Genomic DNA, 21,513 nt, shown 5'->3' on the forward strand with positions numbered 1-21,513 from the left:
TATTGCGAAAAATATCAATGAAATTATTATGTATGGTAAGGAGTACTGTATCAATTACATTATTCCAGCAAAATGTTATTAAGTTTTGCATCAATATCTGTTGAATAAAATAACTTTAAAGCGCCCTCTTGATAAGTTGTGTAAGCAGCATTTATAGATAAGATCGCTTTTGCAATATTCTCTGGAGTTAATTTATCCAACACGATCCCAGAAAAATGTTCATTAGCAAACACTTGCAAGGCTGGTAAGTTATTTGAAATAAACGGTAAACCAAAAGCTGAGTACTCATATATTTTATTTGGGGCACAGTACAATGTATTTAAGGCCGTATTTAAACTCCCAGCCTTTGCAAAATAAGATAAAAATCCAATATAAGATGCTTTAGTAATATGAAGATAATCTGGGTATTTAATGAAACCTAAGAAGAGCACTCTATCACTTGCAAATTTACTCTTCAGATATTGTAAACCATCACCATCACCCATTAATAAAACCACATACTCTTCAGGCAAAAAGTTAATGGCCTCACAAAGTTCTGACAACCGACGTTCGGGAAAATTAAAAATACCTTGATATAAAATTATTTTTTTACCCTTTAAAGGTTCTAAAATACTTTTAACAAACTCATTTGCTTCAGGAATAAAGTCTATGTTATTAAACGTTTTGTTAGGTATCACATCTGGCATTTCTGCTAAGCCAAAATAACTTTGAGTAATTAAACTTCGATTTAATTCACAACTTATGTTTCTCCACGATGATTGCAAAGACTTTTTATAGTTTATAGTCGGACTCAACAACCTATACTTAGCCGAAACTTTAAATAATGGCACTTCAAACATATAAGAAATTGCTTTAATCTGGGGAATCAGATGGTGCAATATAAAAAAATTATCATTACCAAATAACCATAAAGTAACATTAGCTTTATTAAAGTATGTTTTTACTATCTTTGTAACTTTTAATTTATATAACAAAAAACGAAAAAGTTTGACAGCAAAATTAGCATTAACATTTGAATTAATTACCCGCTGAAATACCACTCCTTTCTCACGCCATTCTGTTAATAAATTTTGATTATCACAATCACCAAGGACTATTACTTGATGATTATTATTTACCAAATAATTAATAACAGCCACTATAGGCGGATACTTCTCTATTTTATGAGTAAATGTAATAATATGAGCCATGCTTTATCACTTGAAAAAATAATGCTTTAATCTACGAAAATAAGGTCTACTTTCAAACGAAAAATGAACAGCATCAATTAGCGTTAGTTTTGTAGATGCCACTCCTTGTAATAGTAATTTTTCTGCTTCCTTTTCTGAATGAAATTCTTTTACATAATTACAACTTAAATTGGCTACTTGCGAGTATGAATTATAAACATGGCTCAATATAGAATCCATATTTTTCCCTTTTTCTTTAAATGAAGCACTCTTATTCCCGAGATCTCGCCCTACAATATAATTCTCACTTTCATAAATAAATTTAAAATTATAGTCATAATTAATTGGTGTAAAAGAAAAGTCTAACAATACTGTTGGGCATCCCCTAATTGCAGTCTCTAAAGCCGACATTCCCATAGAAAAAGAAATATCACACATGTCTATCACTTTTTCTAGCTGAGCGCCTAATAGTGTTCCATGCTTTTCAAAATTGAAATTTTTTATTGACGCCATTTTATCTTGCAGCTGTCCAAAACCTGGCCCATCGCCAACTATATGAAATATTATTTTATTTTCTTTGGCAAATTTAGACGTTTCAACTTTATCTAATACATAATTTAATATGTTTATTTTAAAGTCGTTATCAATTCTACCTAGCCACAAAATATGAAATGAATTAGAGTGTCTAATTACCTCGACAGGTTTATCACTAATTATGTCCTTGCTACTTACAAAAACAGGGATTAAGCCACTATGATTAACGCCATAATGTTGGTATAAATTAGCATCCACTTCCCCATCCATTGCAAATAGAGCGTCCAATCTATTAGCTTTAGCAACAAATTTTTTCGTTTTAGCCAATAAATTAAAACTCAATATTTTGCTAAAAAAATAGGCGTAGTTAAAATTATGCAGAGAAACATTTTTACTTCTACCTACCACAGGTATAAGATTATTGGGATGCATACTCCATAGCAATAATCGTGAACATGACGGGTTAAAATATTTATCCAACTGAAATAAATAATTAGCAGAAGTAAGTAATATAGAGTCATTTTCTAAAGTAATTTTACTATTAAAATTTAGCTCAATTATATTTATATTGGTAATTAACTGTCTTTTAATTTCGCTAGAAATCCAGCCGCTTTTTTTATCAATAACTGTCACATCATAAAATACTGACAATATTTTTGCAGACCGTAATAATAGATTTTCTGCACCACCCAATATTAAGCTTGGATAAAAAACATACAATTTTTTCATATCACAACCAATTGAGTATTAAAACTATTAATAAAAAACATTGCAATAAAATACAAGCTGCATTTAGATGCATTACATTAACAAATTAACATTAACGTTTCCAATTAATGTCTGTAGATTTTATTTTAGCAGGGCTTCCAGCCAAAAAAACCGCCTTTGGAAACTCTCCTTTCACAAAAGATTTCGCACCAATTACAGACCCAGATCCAATTTTTGAGCCTGGGGCCAATGTCACTCCTTCGCTTACCCATACATGTGAGCCTATGACTATAGGCTCAACCTTTAAGCTACCGTTGTATGTATGCTGACTGCTATCTGAAATATAACAATTCCACGAAAATATACTGCCTTCACCAATCTCAACTTTTTGAGAACAGAGAATAATGCTATCCGCAGTTATTCCCGAGAGCTGATCAATTGATTTTCCACATATCTTTAAGTGCCCACAACTCGCTACAGCTATTTTACAATTATCACCCAGTACAAATGTATTTAATATTTCTAATGTTGAATTTGCCCCTAGGGTAATAGTTGTAGGTACACCTGACCTCCACTTTTCAAAAATAAGAATTCCTTTTATAATTATTGCTGTTGATTTATGGCTCCTAATTAACCTAATTCTATATAATCCAGAAGAGAAACATACTTTTGGAAAAATGCTAATTCCAAACAATCTAATAGATATAAAATATGAATAAAGCACCATCGACAAAAATATAGGTAGTGAAAAAATATGGTATTTTCTAACATACATAAAAAACAGATATACCCAATATAAAAATTCACCATCTCTGTCTTTAAGACTAATTATATAGCTCTTCATTATTAACATCTCTAAAATAGAAAATCACAACAAATATAAAACATGAAAAATAGTTCATTGCATGTGCAACTGAAGTACCTACCAATCCTAGCGGTTCAGACAAAAAAACACATAAAACGTAAAATTGTAATGAAAAATACACCTCTATAAACATGAAAATTTTGAACCGCCCCTTACTTATAAAGTAATACCCTAATATCCAGCTACCAATTTTCAAGGTATCGCCCACCATCTGCCAAGCAAATAGCTCACGCATAGGTATAAAATCTTGGGTGAATAGTACGCCAATAATAAAGTCACGTAATAGATAGATAACCAAGCCACAAGCCGCAGCAACGGGCAATATTATTTTGTAACCTTGGAGTATTTCTTTTTTAATTTCAGTCGGTTCTTTTAATTCAGAAAGTCTTGGCAGGTAATACAAGCTTAATGTCGTGGTTACTAACATTAAATAAGCACCACTTAAGCGCCACATGGCTTCCCAGTATCCTGCAGCTTCCAAGCCAAATGTATTGCTAAGATGAGTGCGAATTAAAATATGACTAACGGGCACACATGCAGCAGTGGTAAGTGCCATTGCAGTATATTTACTAAGGTTAAAAAGTACTTTTTTATCTAGACCGCCAAACAAATAGCTAAATTTAAACCACTCAGCCTTGTAGCATAAATAAAGAGTGATAATAAACGCAAACGATGGGTGAATAGCCAGCGCGGTCAGTGCGCCGAGCAAACCAAACTTGATAGCTAACACGCTGGTTACAGCTAAAGAGAAAATGCTACCCGCTATATTGGCAATGATGTAGCGGTGAATTTCTTTTTTTCCGTTTAATATGGCTAATAACAGGGTATTGAATATATAGAAAACCAACGTGATGGAAAACCAGATAAACACTGGACTGTAGCTTTCGTCATGCAAAAACCACAGAGCTATTTGCTTACTAAATATTGATACGCCAATGCCAGTGACTACCGAACCTAGTAAAGCTATCGTGCCTGCGGTGCGCCAGACTTGCCGTTGCTTTTCCTCTTCATCGTGATACTCAGCGGTGTATTTCACTACTCCGGTATTAATCGCACCGCTGGCAAAGGTGCTCATCATTTGCACCGCGTTTTGAAAGTTACCAATGGCAGCATAGCCTGCTGGTCCGACATAGATAGCCAATATCTTATTCAGGCCTAGCATCGTAAGCATTTTAATAACGACAGCAACTGCGTTCAGCAGGCTGGTTTTTATTAAGGTCATTAGGGGGTTAATTCACTGCCTTAAAGCTATTGCAAACCGCTATAACTGAAGCGACCTGATCATCTGTAATCGTCGATCCCATAGGTAAACTCATTACCTGCCGATGAATCATTTCTGATACCGGATAGCTATCCATATTCCACTCTTTATACGCCTGTTGTTTATGCGGCGGTATTGGGTAGTGAATTAAGGTTTGCACACCATGCTCAAGCAAGTGTTTTTGCAAGGCTTCGCGCTGTTCACAACGGATGACGAAAAGATGCCACACGTGACTCTCAAGAGCTAGAGAGGAAGCATTGAGAGGTAAAACAACAGCTGGATTATTGATACCTTCTATGTAAGCATTGGCTATTTTTCTTCTGTGCGCTGTTTCGCCGTCTAGATGTTTTAACTTAACACTGAGTATAGCCGCTTGAATTTCGTCTAGGCGGCTATTGGTGCCTTGGTACAGGTTTTTATATTTTTCGTGCGAGCCGTAGTTGCGCAGTGCGCGTAAGGTTTCAGCCAATTCGTCATCGTTGGTGGTCACTGCGCCTGCATCACCTAAGGCACCGAGGTTTTTACCTGGGTAGAAACTAAAACCACTGGCATCGCCCCAATTACCGGCTTTTTTGCTCTTGCCATTATTATCAATTGCGCTTGCACCGTGTGCTTGGGCAGAATCTTCGAGCACTAATAAGTTATGTCTCTGCGCGATATTCATAATGGCGGGCATATCGGCTAATTGACCGTATAGGTGCACAGATAAAATGGCGCGAGTTTTAGCGGTAATTGCAGCTTCTGTTTTGGCTGGGCACAAGTTATAAGTGCCTAAATCAGGCTCAACCAATACTGGCACAAGGTCATTGGCGCTAATCGCTAAGATACTGGCAATGTAGGTATTGGAAGGAACAATCACTTCGTCGCCGTCTTTGAGCTTGCCCAACTCTTTCCACGCGCGCAGGGTCAGAATCAGTGCATCAAGGCCATTAGCCACACCAATCGCGTGCTTAGTGCCGCAGTAGCTGGCGAACGCCTGTTCAAATTGTGAAAGTTCATTACCAGCGATGTACCAGCCAGAGTCGATAACACGGGTACAGGCTTCTATAAGCTCATCACGGTATTGGGCGTTGATGGCTTTTAAATCTAGGAAAGGGATCATTTTATATACCTAATAATTTTTGCTGGATTACCAACAACAACTGCATAATCTGGTACATCTTTAGTAACAACAGCCCCAGCGCCAACCATGGCTTTTTTGCCAATGGTAATACCAGGAAGGATAGTGGCATTAGCGCCGATGCTTGCGCCTTTTTTTAAAGTAATACCTGAAAAATTATCAGGGTATTCTTTAGAGCGTGGCATCAAATCATTGGTTAATGTAGCATTGGGACCTAAAAACACATCATCTTCGATACAGGTGCCATCCCAAATAAAAACACCAGATTTGACTGTAACGTTATTGCCAATAATCACATCACCTTCGATTAGGCTGTGAGCACAGATATTACAATTGCTACCAATTTTAGCATTTTTAAGAATAACGACGAACTGCCAAACTTTTGTACCTTCACCTATTTCGCAAGGCGCAACATCAGCTAACTTATGAATAAAACTCATGCTTTTGCATACTCTATAAATTCATCATAATCACGAATGTAATCAGCTTCATCGTAGTGCTCACTGGCTAGCACTAATAGCACACAGTCTTCGCTGAAATCGTGCATTTCTCGCCACACTAAATCACCAATTAACAGGCCTTTGGTAGGCGAGTCGAGCCACGCTTCTTCACGGGTTATGCCGTCATCTAAGATCATGCGGCATTTACCAGTTACACAGATTGCAACTTGTTTTAGGTTATGATGCGCATGAAAGCCTCGCGCTACGCCTTGCTGTGTGCCAAAAATGTAATACACACGCTTAATTTCAAAAGGTACGGTTTTCTCTGCCTCTAAAGCGACTAAAGAACCACGATCATCGCCCAGTGGTGGAAAATAAGCCCATTGAATTAGGCTCATGATTTTTCCTCAGCTAAAGCTAACAGGTATTGGCCATAGCTATTTTTACTGAGTAGTAAGCCTTGCTGTTTAATCTGCTCTTTCGATAACCAACCATTATTAAAGGCAATTTCTTCTAGGCAGGCAATTTTATAACCTTGGCGCTTTTCAATAGTTTCGACAAACATACCTGCTTCGAGCAAACTTTCGTGCGTGCCAGTGTCTAACCAAGCAAAGCCACGGCCAAGTAACTCAACATCCAAGTCACCGCGTGCTAAATAGGCTTGGTTGATACTGGTAATTTCTAACTCGCCTCGCTCAGAGGGTTGCACTTGCTTGGCTATATTAACGACATCATTATCGTAGAAATACAAGCCAGTTACTGCATAATGTGATTTGGGTTTGCAGGGCTTTTCTTCTAGAGAAATAGCGCGCTGGTTTTTATTAAACTCAACCACGCCAAAACGCTCTGGATCTTTAACTTGATAACCAAACACAGTGGCACCGCTTGCTTTGGCAGCAGCTTTGCGCAGCATAGGGCCAAAACCTTGACCATAAAAAATATTATCACCCAGCACTAAACACACTTTGCTGTCGCCAATAAACGCTTCGCCAATTATAAAAGCTTGAGCTAAGCCATCTGGGCTAGGCTGTTCAGCGTATGTCAGCTGAATACCAAACTCACTGCCATCACCGAGTAAACGCTGATAGCCGCTGATATCTTCGGGAGTGCAGATCAACAAAATATCGCGAATACCCGCCAGCATTAACACCGACAACGGATAATAAATCATTGGCTTGTCGTATATAGGCAATAACTGCTTAGACACACCGCGAGTAATGGGGTATAGCCGAGTGCCGGAGCCACCTGCTAAAATTATGCCTTTCATACCCTAAGCTCCTTGTCCTAAGCGCTCTAATTTATAACTTCCATCTAAAACTGCTTGCCACCACGCTTTATTGTCCAAATACCACTGAACCGTTTTACGTAAGCCGGTTTCGAACGTTTCTGCTGGTTTCCAACCGAGTTCTCGCTCAATTTTACTGGCGTCGATAGCATATCGTAGATCATGGCCGGGGCGATCGGTTACATGAGTGATAAGTGATGAGTATTTAGTGTTAAGTGGATAGCCGCGTTCGTGCATTGGCACTAGTTCGTCCATCAGCTCACAAATAGCATGCACTACATCGATATTTTGTTTTTCGTTGTGGCCGCCAATGTTGTATGTTTCGCCTACTTTTCCTTCAGTGATCACTTGATATAGCGCATGCGCATGGTCATCGACATATAGCCAATCACGGATTTGATCACCTTTACCATAAATGGGTAAAGGTTTACCTTCTAAGGCATTTAATATCACTAATGGAATTAGTTTTTCCGGAAATTGATAAGGGCCGTAATTATTAGAGCAATTAGTAACAATAACCGGCAGGCCATAAGTACGCTGCCAAGCCCGCACTAAATGATCAGAACTAGCTTTACTCGCAGAATAAGGGCTGCTGGGTGCATAAGGGGTAGTTTCAGTAAATAAATCGTTTGTGCCGTGTAAATCACCAAATACTTCATCTGTAGAAATATGATGAAATTTAAACTTGTTTTTACGTGCAGCATCTAAGCTAGCCCAATAATGCCTAGCTACTTCTAACAGCGTGTAAGTGCCAATAATATTGGTCTCAATAAACGCAGCAGGGCCTTCTATAGAGCGGTCAACATGGCTTTCAGCGGCTAAATGCATAACTGCATCCGGCTGATGTTTTTTAAATATTGCGGTTATGGCAGCTGCATCACAAATATCCGCTTGTTCAAATGCATAGCGTGGGCTAGTGTCAACAGACGCTACCGAATTCAAATTGCCTGCGTAAGTCAGCTTGTCAATATTAACAACACTGTTTGCAGTATTGTTAATAATATGGCGCACAACAGCTGAACCAATAAAGCCTGCACCACCAGTTACCAAAACCTTCATCTAAACTACCCAATCCCTCAAAAAAATCAACATAAGTAACCAAGGTTAATTTTTAGTTAGCTTACTTATAAAATGCGTAGAAAATACTATTTTAATCTGTAGTATTTCTCGAAAAATGTCTAATTAAAACAATTAAAACTGTAAATGAAAATGCTAAAAATGTCGCAAATATGACTATTAATGCTCTAGCCGGTCTGTCTTTTTTTTCTGCAACAACTGCAGAATCTACCGTTTTTAATACATACTCCTTACGAGCGTTCGCTAGCATTAACGTCTTTGTTTGCTCCTCTATCAGTGAAAAAAACATACTTTGAACATCTTTAATAGTTGTTTTATCTAACTGCGCATTTAAGTATTGAAGACTACTTTCTGCTTCAGATATTTCAAGTTGTCTCATTTCATCATTAATTTCGATTACCAATAAATCTAGCCACTTTTTTGCTAAATAAGGTGAATAATACTCTATGCTTAATCTCACCATCTTCGTTGCTTTATCTTTTGATATGTTTAGTAACTTCAAGAACTCTTCATGTGTTTCTAATAAACTGGGTTTAGGTAAAAATGGTGCCTTAACCTTACGAACCCATTCCTGCTTAGCAACATCATAAATCTTATCATTAATAATTAAACTATTTTCAATAGAGTTCCAGTCTTTAGCGGCCATTATAGGTACGAATAGGTCATACTTAGTAATAAAGCGCCCAAGAAAATCACGTGATTTAATAATCTCAAGTGCAAGCGCTGTTTTATCGCCGCTACCACCACTCAAATTTACACCAGCTAGTGCAGCTAAACCACCTAGTTGACCAGGGATTTTCATCGCCTCATCTGCAACAACTGGTGATAACAACACTTCACTTTTATAGATATTAGGTAAACTTAACACATAAATTACGGCTAAGAGTGCACTAATACTAGAGAAGAAAATAATTAACCATTTAGATTGCCAAGTAACACCAAATAGTTCACGTAAATCAATTTCATCATTTTCAGGTTTTATTTGTTGTCGTGCCATTGTGCTTCTTTAACCTACTTACTTAGTTTAATCGTCCAAACTAGCAAACTAATACGCTCTTAGTTAACTGTCTTTAAAGTGAGGCTGCGCTCTAAAAACTATTTAACGCAGCTATAGCAACCGCACTTTGATAGAAAATTTGAGTAACCTGAGCCCACAAACTTAAATTATCTTTATATTCCGTGTCTAACGGTACAACAATGGTATCACCGGCTTTAAGGCTATTTTTGCTGACACTAAACCAGCTGCTTTCTGGAACTATTACTGAACCATCAGCGCGAATAACATAAACTCGGTCTTTATCAGAACGCTTACGAAAACCACCTGCCAGTTTTAAATAATCTTCTAATACTAAGTTCGCAGCAAAACGGTGACTGCTTGGATGCTGTACTTCACCGACAATAGCAATAGTGTTGTTGGCTCTGGGAATATAAAGCTCGTCACCGTCTTCTACTTGCAAATCAGCGCCTGTGTCACCAGCTATTATCATTGGCAAATTAATTACTAACCGGCCGATCGGCTTAACCTTTTCTATTTCACTTATCATCGCAATAGCATCTTCAGGTGAAATTCGGGCGGTGTCGCTCGATAATGATTTTGCGGCAATATCTGAACGTAGCTGTTCACTTAATTTCTTTAACTGCTGGGTTTCACTCTTACGTATTTGCTCTCGGGTAAATAAAGTACCATCAATAAAAGCATTTTCCGTTATGCCCCCTGCACGCTTCAATACATCGGACAGCTTTTCACCTTGCTGAATAGTATAAATGCCAGGAAACTTAACTTCACCATTCAACTTTATGGTTCGATCTAAATCCCATTCAGGCACTGCGAACACATTTAACCGATCTCTACTAGCAAGGCTGATACTTTGCTTTCCTGATATTACTGCTGATAAATCAATGGTTGAGTGTTCGATGTATACACCGCGTACTGATTCTGCATTTGTGACTGCTCGCGATAGCTCTGCACGCTGAAGAAATGCTGAATCTTTTAAGCCTCCGGCTGCATCAATCAAATCGAGGACATTACCTTCTTTCGCTTTTGGATAATCACCTTCAACTAAGACTTCCCCGCTAACGCTGACAATTTGTGGCTCTGTACCATTACGTGCTTGTAACCGTAATTTTTCTAATACAGGATAGAGCAACTCGGTGCGAGTTAAATGTGGTGTTAGTTTAATTAATTCAGCATCGTCTAGAATATTTTCTAGCAAATAAGCAAAACTTTCTTTTAACGCCTTTTCTTGATCTTGACGCGAAATGTCTTCAGCATAGGTTCGATTATCACCAGACTTTAGCTTTTTAATATCGTCAATAAAACGCTCTTCAGTTAACTCGTCTTTGTTTGACATTAACCGAAAGCCATTCTCGGCAATATCTAGCTGATTTAACCAACGTAATTCTATTGCGATATCAAAGCGTTGCTCTAACTTATCTCGTAGATATTTATTTAAAGTAGAGCGCTGATAAGCCTGCAATGCTTGGTGAAATACAATAACGGTATCTCTGGCTTGCAGCTCAATATTTTCTGCACTTTGCGGCTGTTGAATCGCATCAGCTAAACGAAACTGCAGTATTTCAATATCACCTAGTGAATTAATTTCGCGTAATACGATGCCATAATTAAGATCTGCGGTACGTTGCAAGTCTGACCATCTAGAGCCCAATAAATCGGTAAGGTGTAAACCTTGTCGCCATGCATGCATACCTGGTCGTGCAACTGCACCAGCAAGTGTTACGGAGTTTTTAACCTGTGGCGATGTTGCGCCGATTTTGAGCGCATCACCGGCACGAATAATAATTTTTTGCTGTTGTCTATCGGTTAAATCTACACTCAAATAATCGCGTAAATTTTGCTCATTAAAGCGTTGTAACACAGCCTGCTGAGGATATGCACCAGGCTTTGCACCACCAGCCATAGTAAGCAAGTCGAGTAAAGTATCAGTTGGCGCTATTTCGTATAATGCGGGCCGACGTACTTCGCCACTAACTTCAGCGACAGCACTTATAGGTGCAATAAAAATAACATCGCCATCTTTTAAGAACACATTATTTTTGGCATTACCTTTTAATAACAATTCATACAAATCAAAATTAGCGGCATTTTTGCCAGATCGTTGTACTGAGATATTACGTAAGCTACCAATATCACTAACGCCACCCGCAGCATATAACGCTTGCGTAACAGAGCTTAATGCGGGCAAGTTATATGAACCTGGATACTTAGCCTCGCCGGCAATAAGTATATTAATGGTTCTGAGCGTGCCCATGCTAACGGCAACATCAGTACCTAATAACTGTTGCTTAACTCGCTCAGCTATAAGCTTTTTCGCTTCAGCATAACGTAAACCAGATATTTGTATTGCACCCATTTCGCTAATGCTAATTGCGCCATCACGATTAACTTCAGCTTTAACATCACGATTAACCTTACCAAAAAGTTGCAGTTGCAACTTATCGCCAGGCCCAAGAATATAGTCATCCGGGACAGGCAAGTTTTTGGCAGGGGAAAATACTGAGCTTGCTTCATCAAACATGTTCAGACCAAAACGTTTAAGTTTGGCGTCGTCTTGTTTTTTCTTCTGTTCAAATTGTTGTTGCTTTCTACGGCTTTGTCGATCTTGCAGCTCATTATCTGGGGTTTCAGTATTAGAGCTAGTGCTACTGTCTACTCCAAGATCGCTTAAGTTTATGCCATATTGTTTAGCTAACTGCTCTTGCTGTGCTTTAGGCAGTTGTTTAAATTGCTCCATCATAGCTGGAGTTACAGTTTGCGCCGCGGCAAGAATAGGCACTGCAAGAAGCAAAAAAAATGCTAACAATTTAAAAAAATTAACCACGTATAGCTCCGTATTTATTAATTAAAAAATGCTCTGAGACGAAACAGAGCACCTTTGTTTATTTTTTATTTCTGCCTAGTTACAGTCGCGCTTCTTTTACAAGCGCAAATCACTTTCTGCGGCGCTTAATACATATTTAAGATCGTATAATACACTATCAACTTTAGTTAGTGCACGAATACCCGCTGCGCCTAAGTCTTTAAACTGCTTATGGCCTACCGCTAAGATTACGCCATCGTAAGTATTTTGCTGCGGCTGATTAATTAGCGTAATGCCATATTCATGCTCAGCAGCAGCGCTATCAACCCAAGGGTCGTATACATCTGCTTGTACGCCGTACTCTTTTAATTCGGTAAGAATATCAACAACCTTAGTATTACGAATATCTGGGCAGTTTTCTTTAAAAGTAAGGCCCATAACTAATACTTTGGCGCCATTGACTTGAATACTGCGTTTGATCATGGCTTTAACCAGTTCGCTTACCACATAGCGGCCCATGCTGTCGTTAATGCGTCGGCCAGCTAAGATAACTTCTGGGTTATAACCAATAGTTTGCGCTTTATGCGTTAAATAATATGGGTCGACACCAATACAGTGGCCGCCGACTAAGCCTGGGCGAAACGGCAAGAAGTTCCACTTAGTACCAGCCGCTAACAATACTTCTTCGGTATCGATACCGAGTTTATTAAAAATAACGGCTAGCTCGTTAATTAATGCAATGTTTAAATCGCGCTGGGTGTTTTCTATAACTTTAGCCGCTTCAGCTACGCGAATAGAGCTAGCTTTATAGGTACCTGCAGTAATAATGCTGCCGTACAAAGCATCGACAAAATCGGCTATTTGTGGTGTTGAACCCGAAGTTACTTTTTTAATAGTGGTAACGCGGTGTTCTTTATCACCTGGGTTAATTCGCTCTGGGCTGTAACCGGCAAAAAAGTCGACATTGTATTTAAGGCCAGAAATACGCTCGATAACGGGAATACAGTCTTCTTCGGTCGCGCCTGGGTATACCGTTGACTCATAAATAACAATGTCACCGGCTTTAATCACTTTACCCAGGGTTTCTGAGGCTTTAATTAACGGAGTTAAATCGGGCTGACGGTGTTTGTCGATGGGTGTGGGTACAGTAACAATAAATACCGTGGCTTGGCGTAAGTCATCCAGTTCACAGCTATAGCTAAGTTTATCAGCTTGTTTTAGCTCTTCGCTCGATACTTCTAGGGTATGATCTTCACCGCTTTTTAGCTCGGCAATGCGGGCTTTATTAACATCAAAGCCTATTGTTGGGTAATGTTTACCAAATTCTACTGCCAACGGCAGACCTACGTAACCTAAACCAATAATAGCAATGCGACTGTCGGCGATATGTTTCATTCTGTGATCCTGTAAATCCGTTTACGTTGTTAAAATTTATGCACTATTAATTAATGCTGCTGAATATACCATGGCATAGCTAACTTAATACCGTCGTTAATCCGGTACTCTGGAGCGTAACCAAGTTGTTGTTTGGCTTTGCTAATATCCGCTTGTGAATGACGTACATCACCCGCGCGAAAATCAGCATAGGTGGGTTGTTGCGTATAATGGATATTATTGTCAGCCAAACTTTGTGCTATGGCACTAAATAATTCGTTAAGGGTTGTACGATCCCCTAAAGCTACGTTAAATACGTCGCTGTGCTCAAGGTTAGCTAATGCGGCACGAATATTAGCTTGCACAGCATTAGCGACAAAACAAAAGTCGCGGCTGGTTTCACCATCACCGTTAATCACTACAGGCTGGTTCGCAATCATCGCCGCGGTCCATTTTGGAATGACTGCGGCATAAGCACCGTTAGGGTCTTGTCTTGGGCCAAACACATTAAAATAGCGCAGACCAATACTATGAAAGCCGTAGCTGCGTGAAAATACATCAGCATACAGCTCATTAACAAACTTAGTAATGGCATAAGGCGATAACGGCTTACCAATGACGTCTTCCACTTTTGGCAACGCCGGATGATCGCCATAAGTGGAGCTAGAAGCCGCATAAACAAAGCGCTGAACCTTGGCATCGCGAGCTGCGACCAACATATTTAAAAAACCGTTGATATTAGTGTTGTTAGTGGCGATAGGGTCGGCAATAGAACGTGGCACTGAACCGAGCGCCGCTTGATGCAATACAAAATCGACACCAGCACACGCTTGCTGGCAGTCCGTTAAATTGCGAATGTCGCCATTTATAAACTGAAAGTTAGCCCACTGCTCGGGGCTAACTAACTGCTGCACTTCATCTAAATTACGTTGATGGCCGGTGGCAAAATTATCTAAGCCTACTACCTGCTGGTTAGCCTTTAACAAGGTTTCAATTAAATTAGAGCCGATAAAGCCAGCACAACCTGTTACCAACCAGCGCTTTGAGGCCGACTGAAGTTGTTGCAAAACATCCATATTTTTCACTCTACTTTTCACTCTATTAATGACTAACTGCCACTGACGTGCGTTCTAATGACATCGACAATGCGCTGACACGCTTTACCATCGCCATAGGGGTTATGGGCGAAGCTCATACTATCGTAATAGGCTTTGTCAGTCAGTAATTTATTAACTTCTTTAACGATAATTTCTGTATTAGCACCAACTAACTTTACCGTACCCGCGGTTACCGCTTCAGGGCGCTCAGTAGTATCGCGCATAACTAATACCGGCTTACCCAGCGATGGCGCTTCCTCTTGAATACCGCCCGAGTCGGTTAATACTAGAGTACTGCGGCTCATTAAATACACAAAGGGTAAGTAATCTTGCGGTGCAATTAAATGCACATTTTTTGCATCTGACAATAAGCGATACACCGGTTCACGTACATTAGGATTTAAATGCACCGGATAAACGATATCGCAATCTGGAAATTGCAATGCAATTTGCTTTAATGCCGCACAAATATGCTCAAAGCCACTACCAAAACTTTCACGACGATGCCCAGTAACCAACACTAAACGCCGACCATTTTGGCCATACGGAAACTGTTTACTAAAATCTGCTGTTAGCTCGCTATTGGCTTCTATTTTCTCGACCACTTGTAACAACGCATCAATCACCGTGTTGCCGGTAACAAAAATATCAGCTGGGTTAACCTGCTCTTGCACTAGGTTATGTTCTGAGTTAGTCGTTGGCGCAAAGTGCAAGCGTGTAATAGCGCTAGTGAGCTTACGATTAGCCTCTTCCGGCCAAGGGCTATAAATATTACCGGTACGCAACCCAGCTTCAATATGCCCTACCGCTGTTTTTTCGTAATAACAGGCTAAAGCGGCAGCGAAGGTGGTACTGGTATCGCCATGCACTAATACAATGTCGGGCTTAAAGTCTCGCAATACTGGCTTAATATTAAGCAGGATATTGGTGGTAACGTCGTATAAATCTTGGCCTGCTTTCATAATAGCCAAATCATATTCGGGTTTTATATCAAATAGCTGTAGCACTTGATCTAACATTTCGCGATGTTGGCCAGTAACACAGACTCGGCTATCAATATCAGGCTGTTGTTTTAGCAAGTTTACCAACGGCGCCATTTTTATGGCTTCTGGTCGAGTACCAAACACACTAAGAACTTTAATCATTGCATTACCTTTTATCGCGCGAAAGGCGTAAAGCTTACCAAAAGCCCTTTAAAAGCGATAGAGTGAAAAGGTAAACTACACACCGAAGCTATGGCTAAATAGGATTTTAGATGATTTATTTTAACAGTAAAAATATTCCCGAACTGGCTGGTTTAAATTTTGCTCAGCGTATGGATGTGGTGCGCCAAGCTGCAAATTTATTGCCCGTACCAACTAAAATTACGCTGAACATTATTAAGCTGTTAATTTTAACTCCGCTTTTTTTGCTAATGGCAAGAAGCTCTGGCTGGTATATTCTGGGCTACGCGGTGTTACTTGTTGTATTGTACCCAGCCATTACCAGACCTTTAACCTTTGCCTTATGCCGTAAGCATTTTGCTAAAATACGTCAGCAATTAGTGCCTAACCCGTAAAGTTTTGTCATTACTATCGCACTTTTCTCGTAGTTTTTATCGCTTTGCCGCGTCCCTAAGGGTGACAACCGGCTATTTGATCTGCATAATCGGCGCGCCCTAGTGCAAAGTACACTAGGTTAATAATTCTAATAAAACTGGGGTTTTCATGACTGAATCAAGCACTATTGCGGCAGCACCTGCTAACCAACCGCAATTTCTCGGCCATCCGGTCGGGCTATATGTGTGCTTTCTCACTGAGATGTGGGAGCGCTTTTCGTTTTACGGTATGAAATATTTGCTGTTGTTATATCTAACTAAGTATCACTTATTTAGTGATGCGGGCGGCCTAGACGTATTAGGTAGCTACGCCGGTTTAGTTTACGCGATGCCGGTGATTGGCGGCATGTTAGCCGACCGCTACTTAGGTATGCGCAAAGCGGTAACCTTTGGCGCTATTTTACTGTGCTTGGGCCATTTAGGCTTAGCTTATGAGGGCTTTCAGGCTTACATGGAAAATGGTGCTGTGGTTCGTGACAATCAGGCGATACAAGTATTTTATTTTTCTTTAGCCTTAATCATTATTGGCGTTGGCTTTTTAAAACCGAACATTTCAACCATTGTTGGCCAACTGTATGGTAAAGAAGATTCGCGGCGCGACTCTGGTTTTACCATTTTTTATATGGGTATTAATCTAGGCTCTTTTATTGCCACGTTATTAGTTACGTACCTAGGTGAAACCTATGGCTGGGGCTACGGCTTTGGCTTAGCCGGTATCGGTATGGTATTGGGCTTAATTGTATTTTTAACTGGGCAAAAATACTTATTCGGTTATGCCGAGCCAGCTAATCCTAAGCTATTAAAAGAAAAGGTATTTGCCGGCATTAATAAAGAATGGTTAATTTATCTAGCCACATTGCCGGCATTAGCAGTAATTTGGCAGCTGGTACAATATAACCCGGTGGTGCACAGCACACTGATCGGCTTATCCTTTATCGTTCTGGTTGGCATTATTTGGTTTATTGTTACCCAGTGTAATAAAGAAGAGCGCGACCGGATGATTGTACTTATCATCTTAACCATGTCTACGGTGGTATTTTGGGCGTTGTTTGAACAATCGGCATCGTCGATGACACTTTATGCCGACCGTGTACTAGACCGCAATATCTTTGGTTATCAAGCCACTGCAGGGCAATTTGGTGCACTAAATGCGTTCTTCATTATTACCCTAGCCCCGTTATTTGCTTGGCTATGGTTTGCATTGGGTAAACGTAAACTAGAACCTAGTACGCCGGTTAAATTTGCTTTAGGTATTATCCAAGCAGGTTTAGGCTTTGGTGCTTTAGTTTATGGCGCCACGCACCCGAACGATGCCGGATACGTTGCAGCTTGGTGGCTAGTGTTAGCCTATGCACTGCATACTATGGGTGAGTTATGCTTGTCGCCGGTAGGTTTGTCGGCAGTAACTAAGTTAGCCGTGCCGAAAGTAGTTGGTGTAATGATGGGTAGCTGGTTCTTAGCCACCGCCTACTCTGAACTGCTAGCAACACAATTGGCAAAACTGGCGGCTATTGATACTAACGCTGGCGAAGTAGCTGACGTAGGTGAAGCACTCGCGGCGTACACTGAATTGTTTAGCTTCTTATTTTATGTTGGTATAGCCGTTGGTGTGTTTATGCTAGTTATTAGCCCTTGGCTGAAAAAACGCATGCATGGTATATCTTAACTAACTTTGTAACTTTGGTAACTTTGGGGGTCAGATCCATTTGTTAATTCTGGATCTGACCCCGACAGTGGGTTTTATTGGCCTCGCCACTGGGCGTGGCATAAAGATTCATATTTCTCTCGGCTAAGCAGTATCCGCGCTAAAACGATATCAGCTTCGCCCGCCTCACCCGTTAAACCAATTTGCGCTTCGAAATGTAGCTCGGGCTCTAAATCTTGCATCATCATATCGGCCCAGTCACCGTTAGGAATAACCAAGTCAACATAGCCTCGGTTTTCATAATGTTGCTGGTACTGGCCATAATCTTCAGCCGACAGGTTTTCGCTGGCCAACTCTTCAAAAATATCGAAGGCATGGTCACATAATTCGTCCAACGTCCACAATTCTAAATCTTGCATTGCTGCTCCGGTTATATTGTACTTAGGCCACTGGTCTTGCATTAGGGTAAATGCAATTACCCAAGCTGGTTATTGGCGCGCAGTATAGCAAGGCTTTGGCGAAAACACTGCTGTGCTGCTACACTAGCGGCCTTTTTTCTAAGCAGATTTTATTATGTACCTGTGCCCGCTTTGCCAAACGCCATTATTACTTAATCTTAAACAGTATCAATGCACTAACAATCATAGCTTTGATATGGCTAAAGAGGGTTATGTTAACCTATTGCCGGTACAGCAAAAAAACTCTAAAGATCCCGGTGACAATAAGGACATGATGCAAGCTCGGCGCACGTTTTTACAAGCCGGTTGGTATGCGCCGTTAGCGCAGGCCGTAGCCCAGCTACTGGCTAAGCTAGCACCTAGTAATTTGCTTGATTTAGGCTGCGGCGAAGGTTACTACACTGGCCAGCTACAACATGCTTTAGCGTATACGGCGATTTACGGTATCGATATTTCAAAAAATGCGGTGAAATATGCCTCTAAAGCGTACTCAGCAATCAACTTTAGTGTTGCCAGTGCTTACCAGCTGCCGTTTGCTGCGAATAGCTTTGCTGCCGTAGTGCGCATTTATGCCCCATCTAAAGCAGAAGAGTTAGCCCGCGTGATAAAAACTGAGGGCCATTTATTAACAGTGGTGCCCGGGCCAAGACATTTAATTGAGATGAAACAGGCTATTTATACGAACGTGCAATTACATAGCGATGCGATAGCACCAATTACTGGCTTTACGCATTTAAAACGAGAACGCTTGCAATTTCAGCTGCAGTTTAAACACGCTGATGACGTATTAGCCTTGATACAAATGGTGCCTTTGGCATGGAAGTTTACCGCTGAACAAAAGCAGCAGTTTGCCGATACTGTACCGCTGATCAGCGTCGATTTTCTGATCGATTTATATCAAAAAACAACTTAGTCATCTTTGTAAAGCCAACTTACCCAGTGCCAATGAGAACCGATTTGCTCTAAGCCAACCGTTGAAGGCATGGATGCCTGAAACGAGCCCCCATGGATGGGTTTACGGCGTGTTGGCGTGAGCAACTCGGTTCGTTAACCTAACTAGTCAGCATTAGCCTTTAACTGGTCTTTTTTGTCTTGCTGCTGTTGATGAATGGCTGTTAATACACCTGACCAAAAGTACGTACCTAGCTCGTTAATTAAATTAGATTCGGCATTCATTAGCATGACCAAACCGAGCTGATGCTCGCGCGAATACGCTATTTCCGCCCGAAAGCCTTGCACCCAGCCACCGTGGTAAATTAATTCGTCTTGGCCAAACTGATATACCCGCCAACCTAAAGCATAATGGGCATCAGTTAAATAACGTCGCCATTCTTTGCGACGCAAATCACGACGGGTTTTCACCCGTTTTTTAGTAATAGTTTTTAATAATTCTTCAGATAATACCTTAGGGTTATGGCCTAACTGGGCGATTAACCAATAGCCAAGATCAATAGCGCTGGCGTTAACACCTGCCGCTGGACTGAAATGATAATAACTCTCGGCAACCTTAGTTGGGTGCCATTTACCTCGGGCTCGCACATGCGGCATGGCACGGTTTTCTGTACTAAAAAATCCATCTAGCCCTACCGATGCTGTAGGTAACTGTAACGGCTTTATAATGCGTTCTTCTAATAATTGCGCGTACGTTTTTTTTGTGGTTTTTTGAATAACTTGATCAATTAAGCTAAACAGTACATTTTGATAACCGTAGCACTGTCCGGGGTTACATAGCGGATCGATTTTACTAAATTGCGGTAAAATTTTATCAAGCGGCACGTTAGCTTCTATTAGGTTATCGTAGGCATTGGCCATTACGCCGGTACTTTGCGATAACAAATGCTCAAGTGTTAGCTGGCTATTGTATTTCTTTGTTTTAAAAGAAAAATCAGGTAAGTATTTTACCAGCTTGTCGTCCCAGTTAAAGTTACCTTCGCTGGCCAAAATACTGGTTAAGCCACCAGCAAAAGTTTTTGATACTGAAGCAATACGAAACACGGTATTGGGGTCAACCAATTCAGGTAGGCCTTTTTCCCTTACACCAAAACCGGCAGTAGCAATAATTTTATTACCTTGCACAATGGCATAAGCTCCGCCAGGAATATCTTGCTCGCTAAGTTTACCGGCATAGTATTGCTCAAAGTCGGCGATTAGCGCCGCAAGTTCATTTTCCCCCTGCGCTATAGCGTCATCATCGCTGGCCTGAGCAAAGCCATTAAATGCCAAAGCTAGCACTATAAAAAAAAGCGGTTTCATGTTGACCTTGCTTCTGTTGGCATTAATCTAAGTCGTCCAGTAAATCATCAAATACGTCTTCGTCAATATCAGGCTCTGGCGGTTGTGGTGGGTTGCCGTCAAACACTTTAAATTGTTGATACTGAAAATATGACTCTTTAATAAAGGCATAAGGGTCTAGCGATTCATCTAACATATTTTCCATCGACATTAACTTTTCACGACCATCAAGTGCCGCGATAGCACCGCGCGCTATCGTCAGCGGCGCATTTAACAATGCTAATGGAAAATACAAATTATCGACTACTTTACCTGTGGTATCGCGCACTGTGGTAGGGCCAAGTGCAGGTAACATGAGGTAAGGCCCATTACCTGCGCCCCATACGGCGAGTGTTTGGCCAAAATCTTCGTCTTGCTCGACTAAGCCTATTTTTGTCGCCACATCAAATAAGCCAAATATACCCAAGGTGCTATTAACTAAAAACCGCCCCGCGCTAATGGCGGCACTTTGCGGTTTAGCTTGCAGGGCGCCGTTTAAAAAACTGGCTGGTTCGTTCAAATTGCTGGCCACATTCACTAAGCTTTTGCGCGCAGGTTTAGGCACCACAGCCATATAGCCGACGGTTACTGGCCGCAAAAAATATCGGTCTAAAATATCATAGTTGAAATCCCAGAACGGCCGGTTAATGGTTTCTAAGGGGTCACGGTTATCAACGTAACGCTGCTGGGGTGCATTGTTAGCCTCTTGCGCAGGTTGTGCCGGTTTGCTGGCACAACCTACTAATACTGAGACAATTAAAACTAGGGCTAATTTAAATAGTGAAAGCCGCATA

20 protein-coding genes are annotated in these 21,513 nt (G+C 40.5%); 3 read left to right on the forward strand and 17 right to left on the reverse strand.

Annotated features, from left to right (window positions below):
- Positions 1–59 precede the first annotated feature (59 nt).
- The 14 genes from MN199_RS08250 to wecB all read right to left on the reverse strand — a co-directional run bounded on the left by MN199_RS08250 (position 60) and on the right by wecB (position 15,893).
- Positions 60–1,190, reverse strand: a complete 1,131-nt coding sequence (locus MN199_RS08250; protein WP_335739062.1) for a glycosyltransferase — start codon at positions 1,188–1,190, stop codon at positions 60–62.
- Between the two features lie 6 nt (positions 1,191–1,196).
- A complete protein-coding gene (locus MN199_RS08255) occupies positions 1,197–2,432 on the reverse strand; it encodes a glycosyltransferase family protein (RefSeq protein ID WP_335739063.1) in 1,236 nt (411 codons plus the stop codon).
- 91 nt (positions 2,433–2,523) lie between these two features.
- Complete coding sequence (locus tag MN199_RS08260; protein ID WP_335739064.1) at positions 2,524–3,255, reverse strand: acyltransferase; 732 nt, start codon at positions 3,253–3,255, stop codon at positions 2,524–2,526.
- Positions 3,236–4,498 carry an O-antigen translocase gene (locus MN199_RS08265; RefSeq protein WP_335739065.1) on the reverse strand — a complete coding sequence of 421 codons (1,263 nt, stop codon included), beginning with the start codon at positions 4,496–4,498 and terminating at the stop codon, positions 3,236–3,238. Before MN199_RS08265 ends, MN199_RS08260 begins: the two co-directional genes overlap by 20 nt.
- 7 nt (positions 4,499–4,505) lie before the next feature.
- Positions 4,506–5,639 (reverse strand): DegT/DnrJ/EryC1/StrS family aminotransferase, encoded by a 1,134-nt coding sequence (locus MN199_RS08270; RefSeq protein WP_335739066.1) that lies wholly within the window; start codon positions 5,637–5,639, stop codon positions 4,506–4,508.
- A complete protein-coding gene (locus MN199_RS08275; protein WP_335739067.1) occupies positions 5,636–6,097 on the reverse strand; it encodes an acyltransferase in 462 nt (153 codons plus the stop codon). The genes MN199_RS08270 and MN199_RS08275 overlap by 4 nt, the downstream gene beginning before the upstream one ends.
- Positions 6,094–6,495, reverse strand: coding sequence for a sugar 3,4-ketoisomerase (locus tag MN199_RS08280; protein ID WP_335739068.1), 402 nt, complete (start codon positions 6,493–6,495; stop codon positions 6,094–6,096). The genes MN199_RS08275 and MN199_RS08280 overlap by 4 nt, the downstream gene beginning before the upstream one ends.
- On the reverse strand, positions 6,492–7,364 hold the full coding sequence (gene rfbA, locus MN199_RS08285) for a glucose-1-phosphate thymidylyltransferase RfbA (RefSeq protein WP_335739069.1): 873 nt from the start codon (positions 7,362–7,364) through the stop codon (positions 6,492–6,494). Before rfbA ends, MN199_RS08280 begins: the two co-directional genes overlap by 4 nt.
- A 3-nt stretch (positions 7,365–7,367) precedes the next feature.
- Positions 7,368–8,441: a dTDP-glucose 4,6-dehydratase gene (gene rfbB, locus MN199_RS08290; protein ID WP_335739070.1), complete on the reverse strand. Its 1,074-nt coding sequence runs from the start codon at positions 8,439–8,441 to the stop codon at positions 7,368–7,370.
- Between the two features lie 91 nt (positions 8,442–8,532).
- Positions 8,533–9,456 carry a Wzz/FepE/Etk N-terminal domain-containing protein gene (locus tag MN199_RS08295; RefSeq protein ID WP_335739071.1) on the reverse strand — a complete coding sequence of 308 codons (924 nt, stop codon included), beginning with the start codon at positions 9,454–9,456 and terminating at the stop codon, positions 8,533–8,535.
- A 91-nt stretch (positions 9,457–9,547) separates the two neighbouring features.
- Positions 9,548–12,298, reverse strand: coding sequence for an SLBB domain-containing protein (locus MN199_RS08300; RefSeq protein ID WP_335739072.1), 2,751 nt, complete (start codon positions 12,296–12,298; stop codon positions 9,548–9,550).
- 96 nt (positions 12,299–12,394) lie between these two features.
- Complete coding sequence (gene tviB / locus MN199_RS08305) at positions 12,395–13,672, reverse strand: Vi polysaccharide biosynthesis UDP-N-acetylglucosamine C-6 dehydrogenase TviB (protein WP_335739073.1); 1,278 nt, start codon at positions 13,670–13,672, stop codon at positions 12,395–12,397.
- A 50-nt stretch (positions 13,673–13,722) separates the two neighbouring features.
- Positions 13,723–14,727: an SDR family oxidoreductase gene (locus tag MN199_RS08310; protein WP_335739074.1), complete on the reverse strand. Its 1,005-nt coding sequence runs from the start codon at positions 14,725–14,727 to the stop codon at positions 13,723–13,725.
- A gap of 32 nt (positions 14,728–14,759) precedes the next feature.
- Positions 14,760–15,893: a non-hydrolyzing UDP-N-acetylglucosamine 2-epimerase gene (gene wecB, locus MN199_RS08315; protein WP_132584267.1), complete on the reverse strand. Its 1,134-nt coding sequence runs from the start codon at positions 15,891–15,893 to the stop codon at positions 14,760–14,762.
- Between the two features lie 110 nt (positions 15,894–16,003).
- On the opposite strand from wecB, the gene MN199_RS08320 reads away from it, so the two are divergent.
- Together MN199_RS08320 and MN199_RS08325 are read left to right on the forward strand one after the other, a co-directional pair.
- Positions 16,004–16,306: a DUF6170 family protein gene (locus MN199_RS08320; RefSeq protein ID WP_132584269.1), complete on the forward strand. Its 303-nt coding sequence runs from the start codon at positions 16,004–16,006 to the stop codon at positions 16,304–16,306.
- A 148-nt stretch (positions 16,307–16,454) separates the two neighbouring features.
- The gene (locus MN199_RS08325; RefSeq protein WP_335739075.1) at positions 16,455–18,011 is read left to right on the forward strand and encodes a peptide MFS transporter; all 1,557 of its coding nucleotides are present in this window, start codon (positions 16,455–16,457) and stop codon (positions 18,009–18,011) included.
- Positions 18,012–18,085: 74 nt separating this feature from the next.
- Here MN199_RS08325 and MN199_RS08330 read toward each other — a convergent pair whose 3' ends face one another.
- Positions 18,086–18,409: a DUF440 family protein gene (locus MN199_RS08330; RefSeq protein WP_335739076.1), complete on the reverse strand. Its 324-nt coding sequence runs from the start codon at positions 18,407–18,409 to the stop codon at positions 18,086–18,088.
- A gap of 154 nt (positions 18,410–18,563) precedes the next feature.
- On the opposite strand from MN199_RS08330, the gene rlmA reads away from it, so the two are divergent.
- Positions 18,564–19,361 (forward strand): 23S rRNA (guanine(745)-N(1))-methyltransferase, encoded by a 798-nt coding sequence (gene rlmA / locus MN199_RS08335; protein ID WP_335739077.1) that lies wholly within the window; start codon positions 18,564–18,566, stop codon positions 19,359–19,361.
- A 143-nt stretch (positions 19,362–19,504) separates the two neighbouring features.
- Here rlmA and MN199_RS08340 read toward each other — a convergent pair whose 3' ends face one another.
- Positions 19,505–20,701, reverse strand: coding sequence for a serine hydrolase domain-containing protein (locus MN199_RS08340; RefSeq protein ID WP_335739078.1), 1,197 nt, complete (start codon positions 20,699–20,701; stop codon positions 19,505–19,507).
- Positions 20,702–20,723: 22 nt separating this feature from the next.
- Positions 20,724–21,512 carry an MlaA family lipoprotein gene (locus MN199_RS08345; RefSeq protein ID WP_132584279.1) on the reverse strand — a complete coding sequence of 263 codons (789 nt, stop codon included), beginning with the start codon at positions 21,510–21,512 and terminating at the stop codon, positions 20,724–20,726.
- Between the last annotated feature and the right edge of the window lies 1 nt (position 21,513).

Source organism: Rheinheimera metallidurans (genome assembly GCF_036983985.1).
Classification (GTDB): domain Bacteria; phylum Pseudomonadota; class Gammaproteobacteria; order Enterobacterales; family Alteromonadaceae; genus Alishewanella; species Alishewanella metallidurans.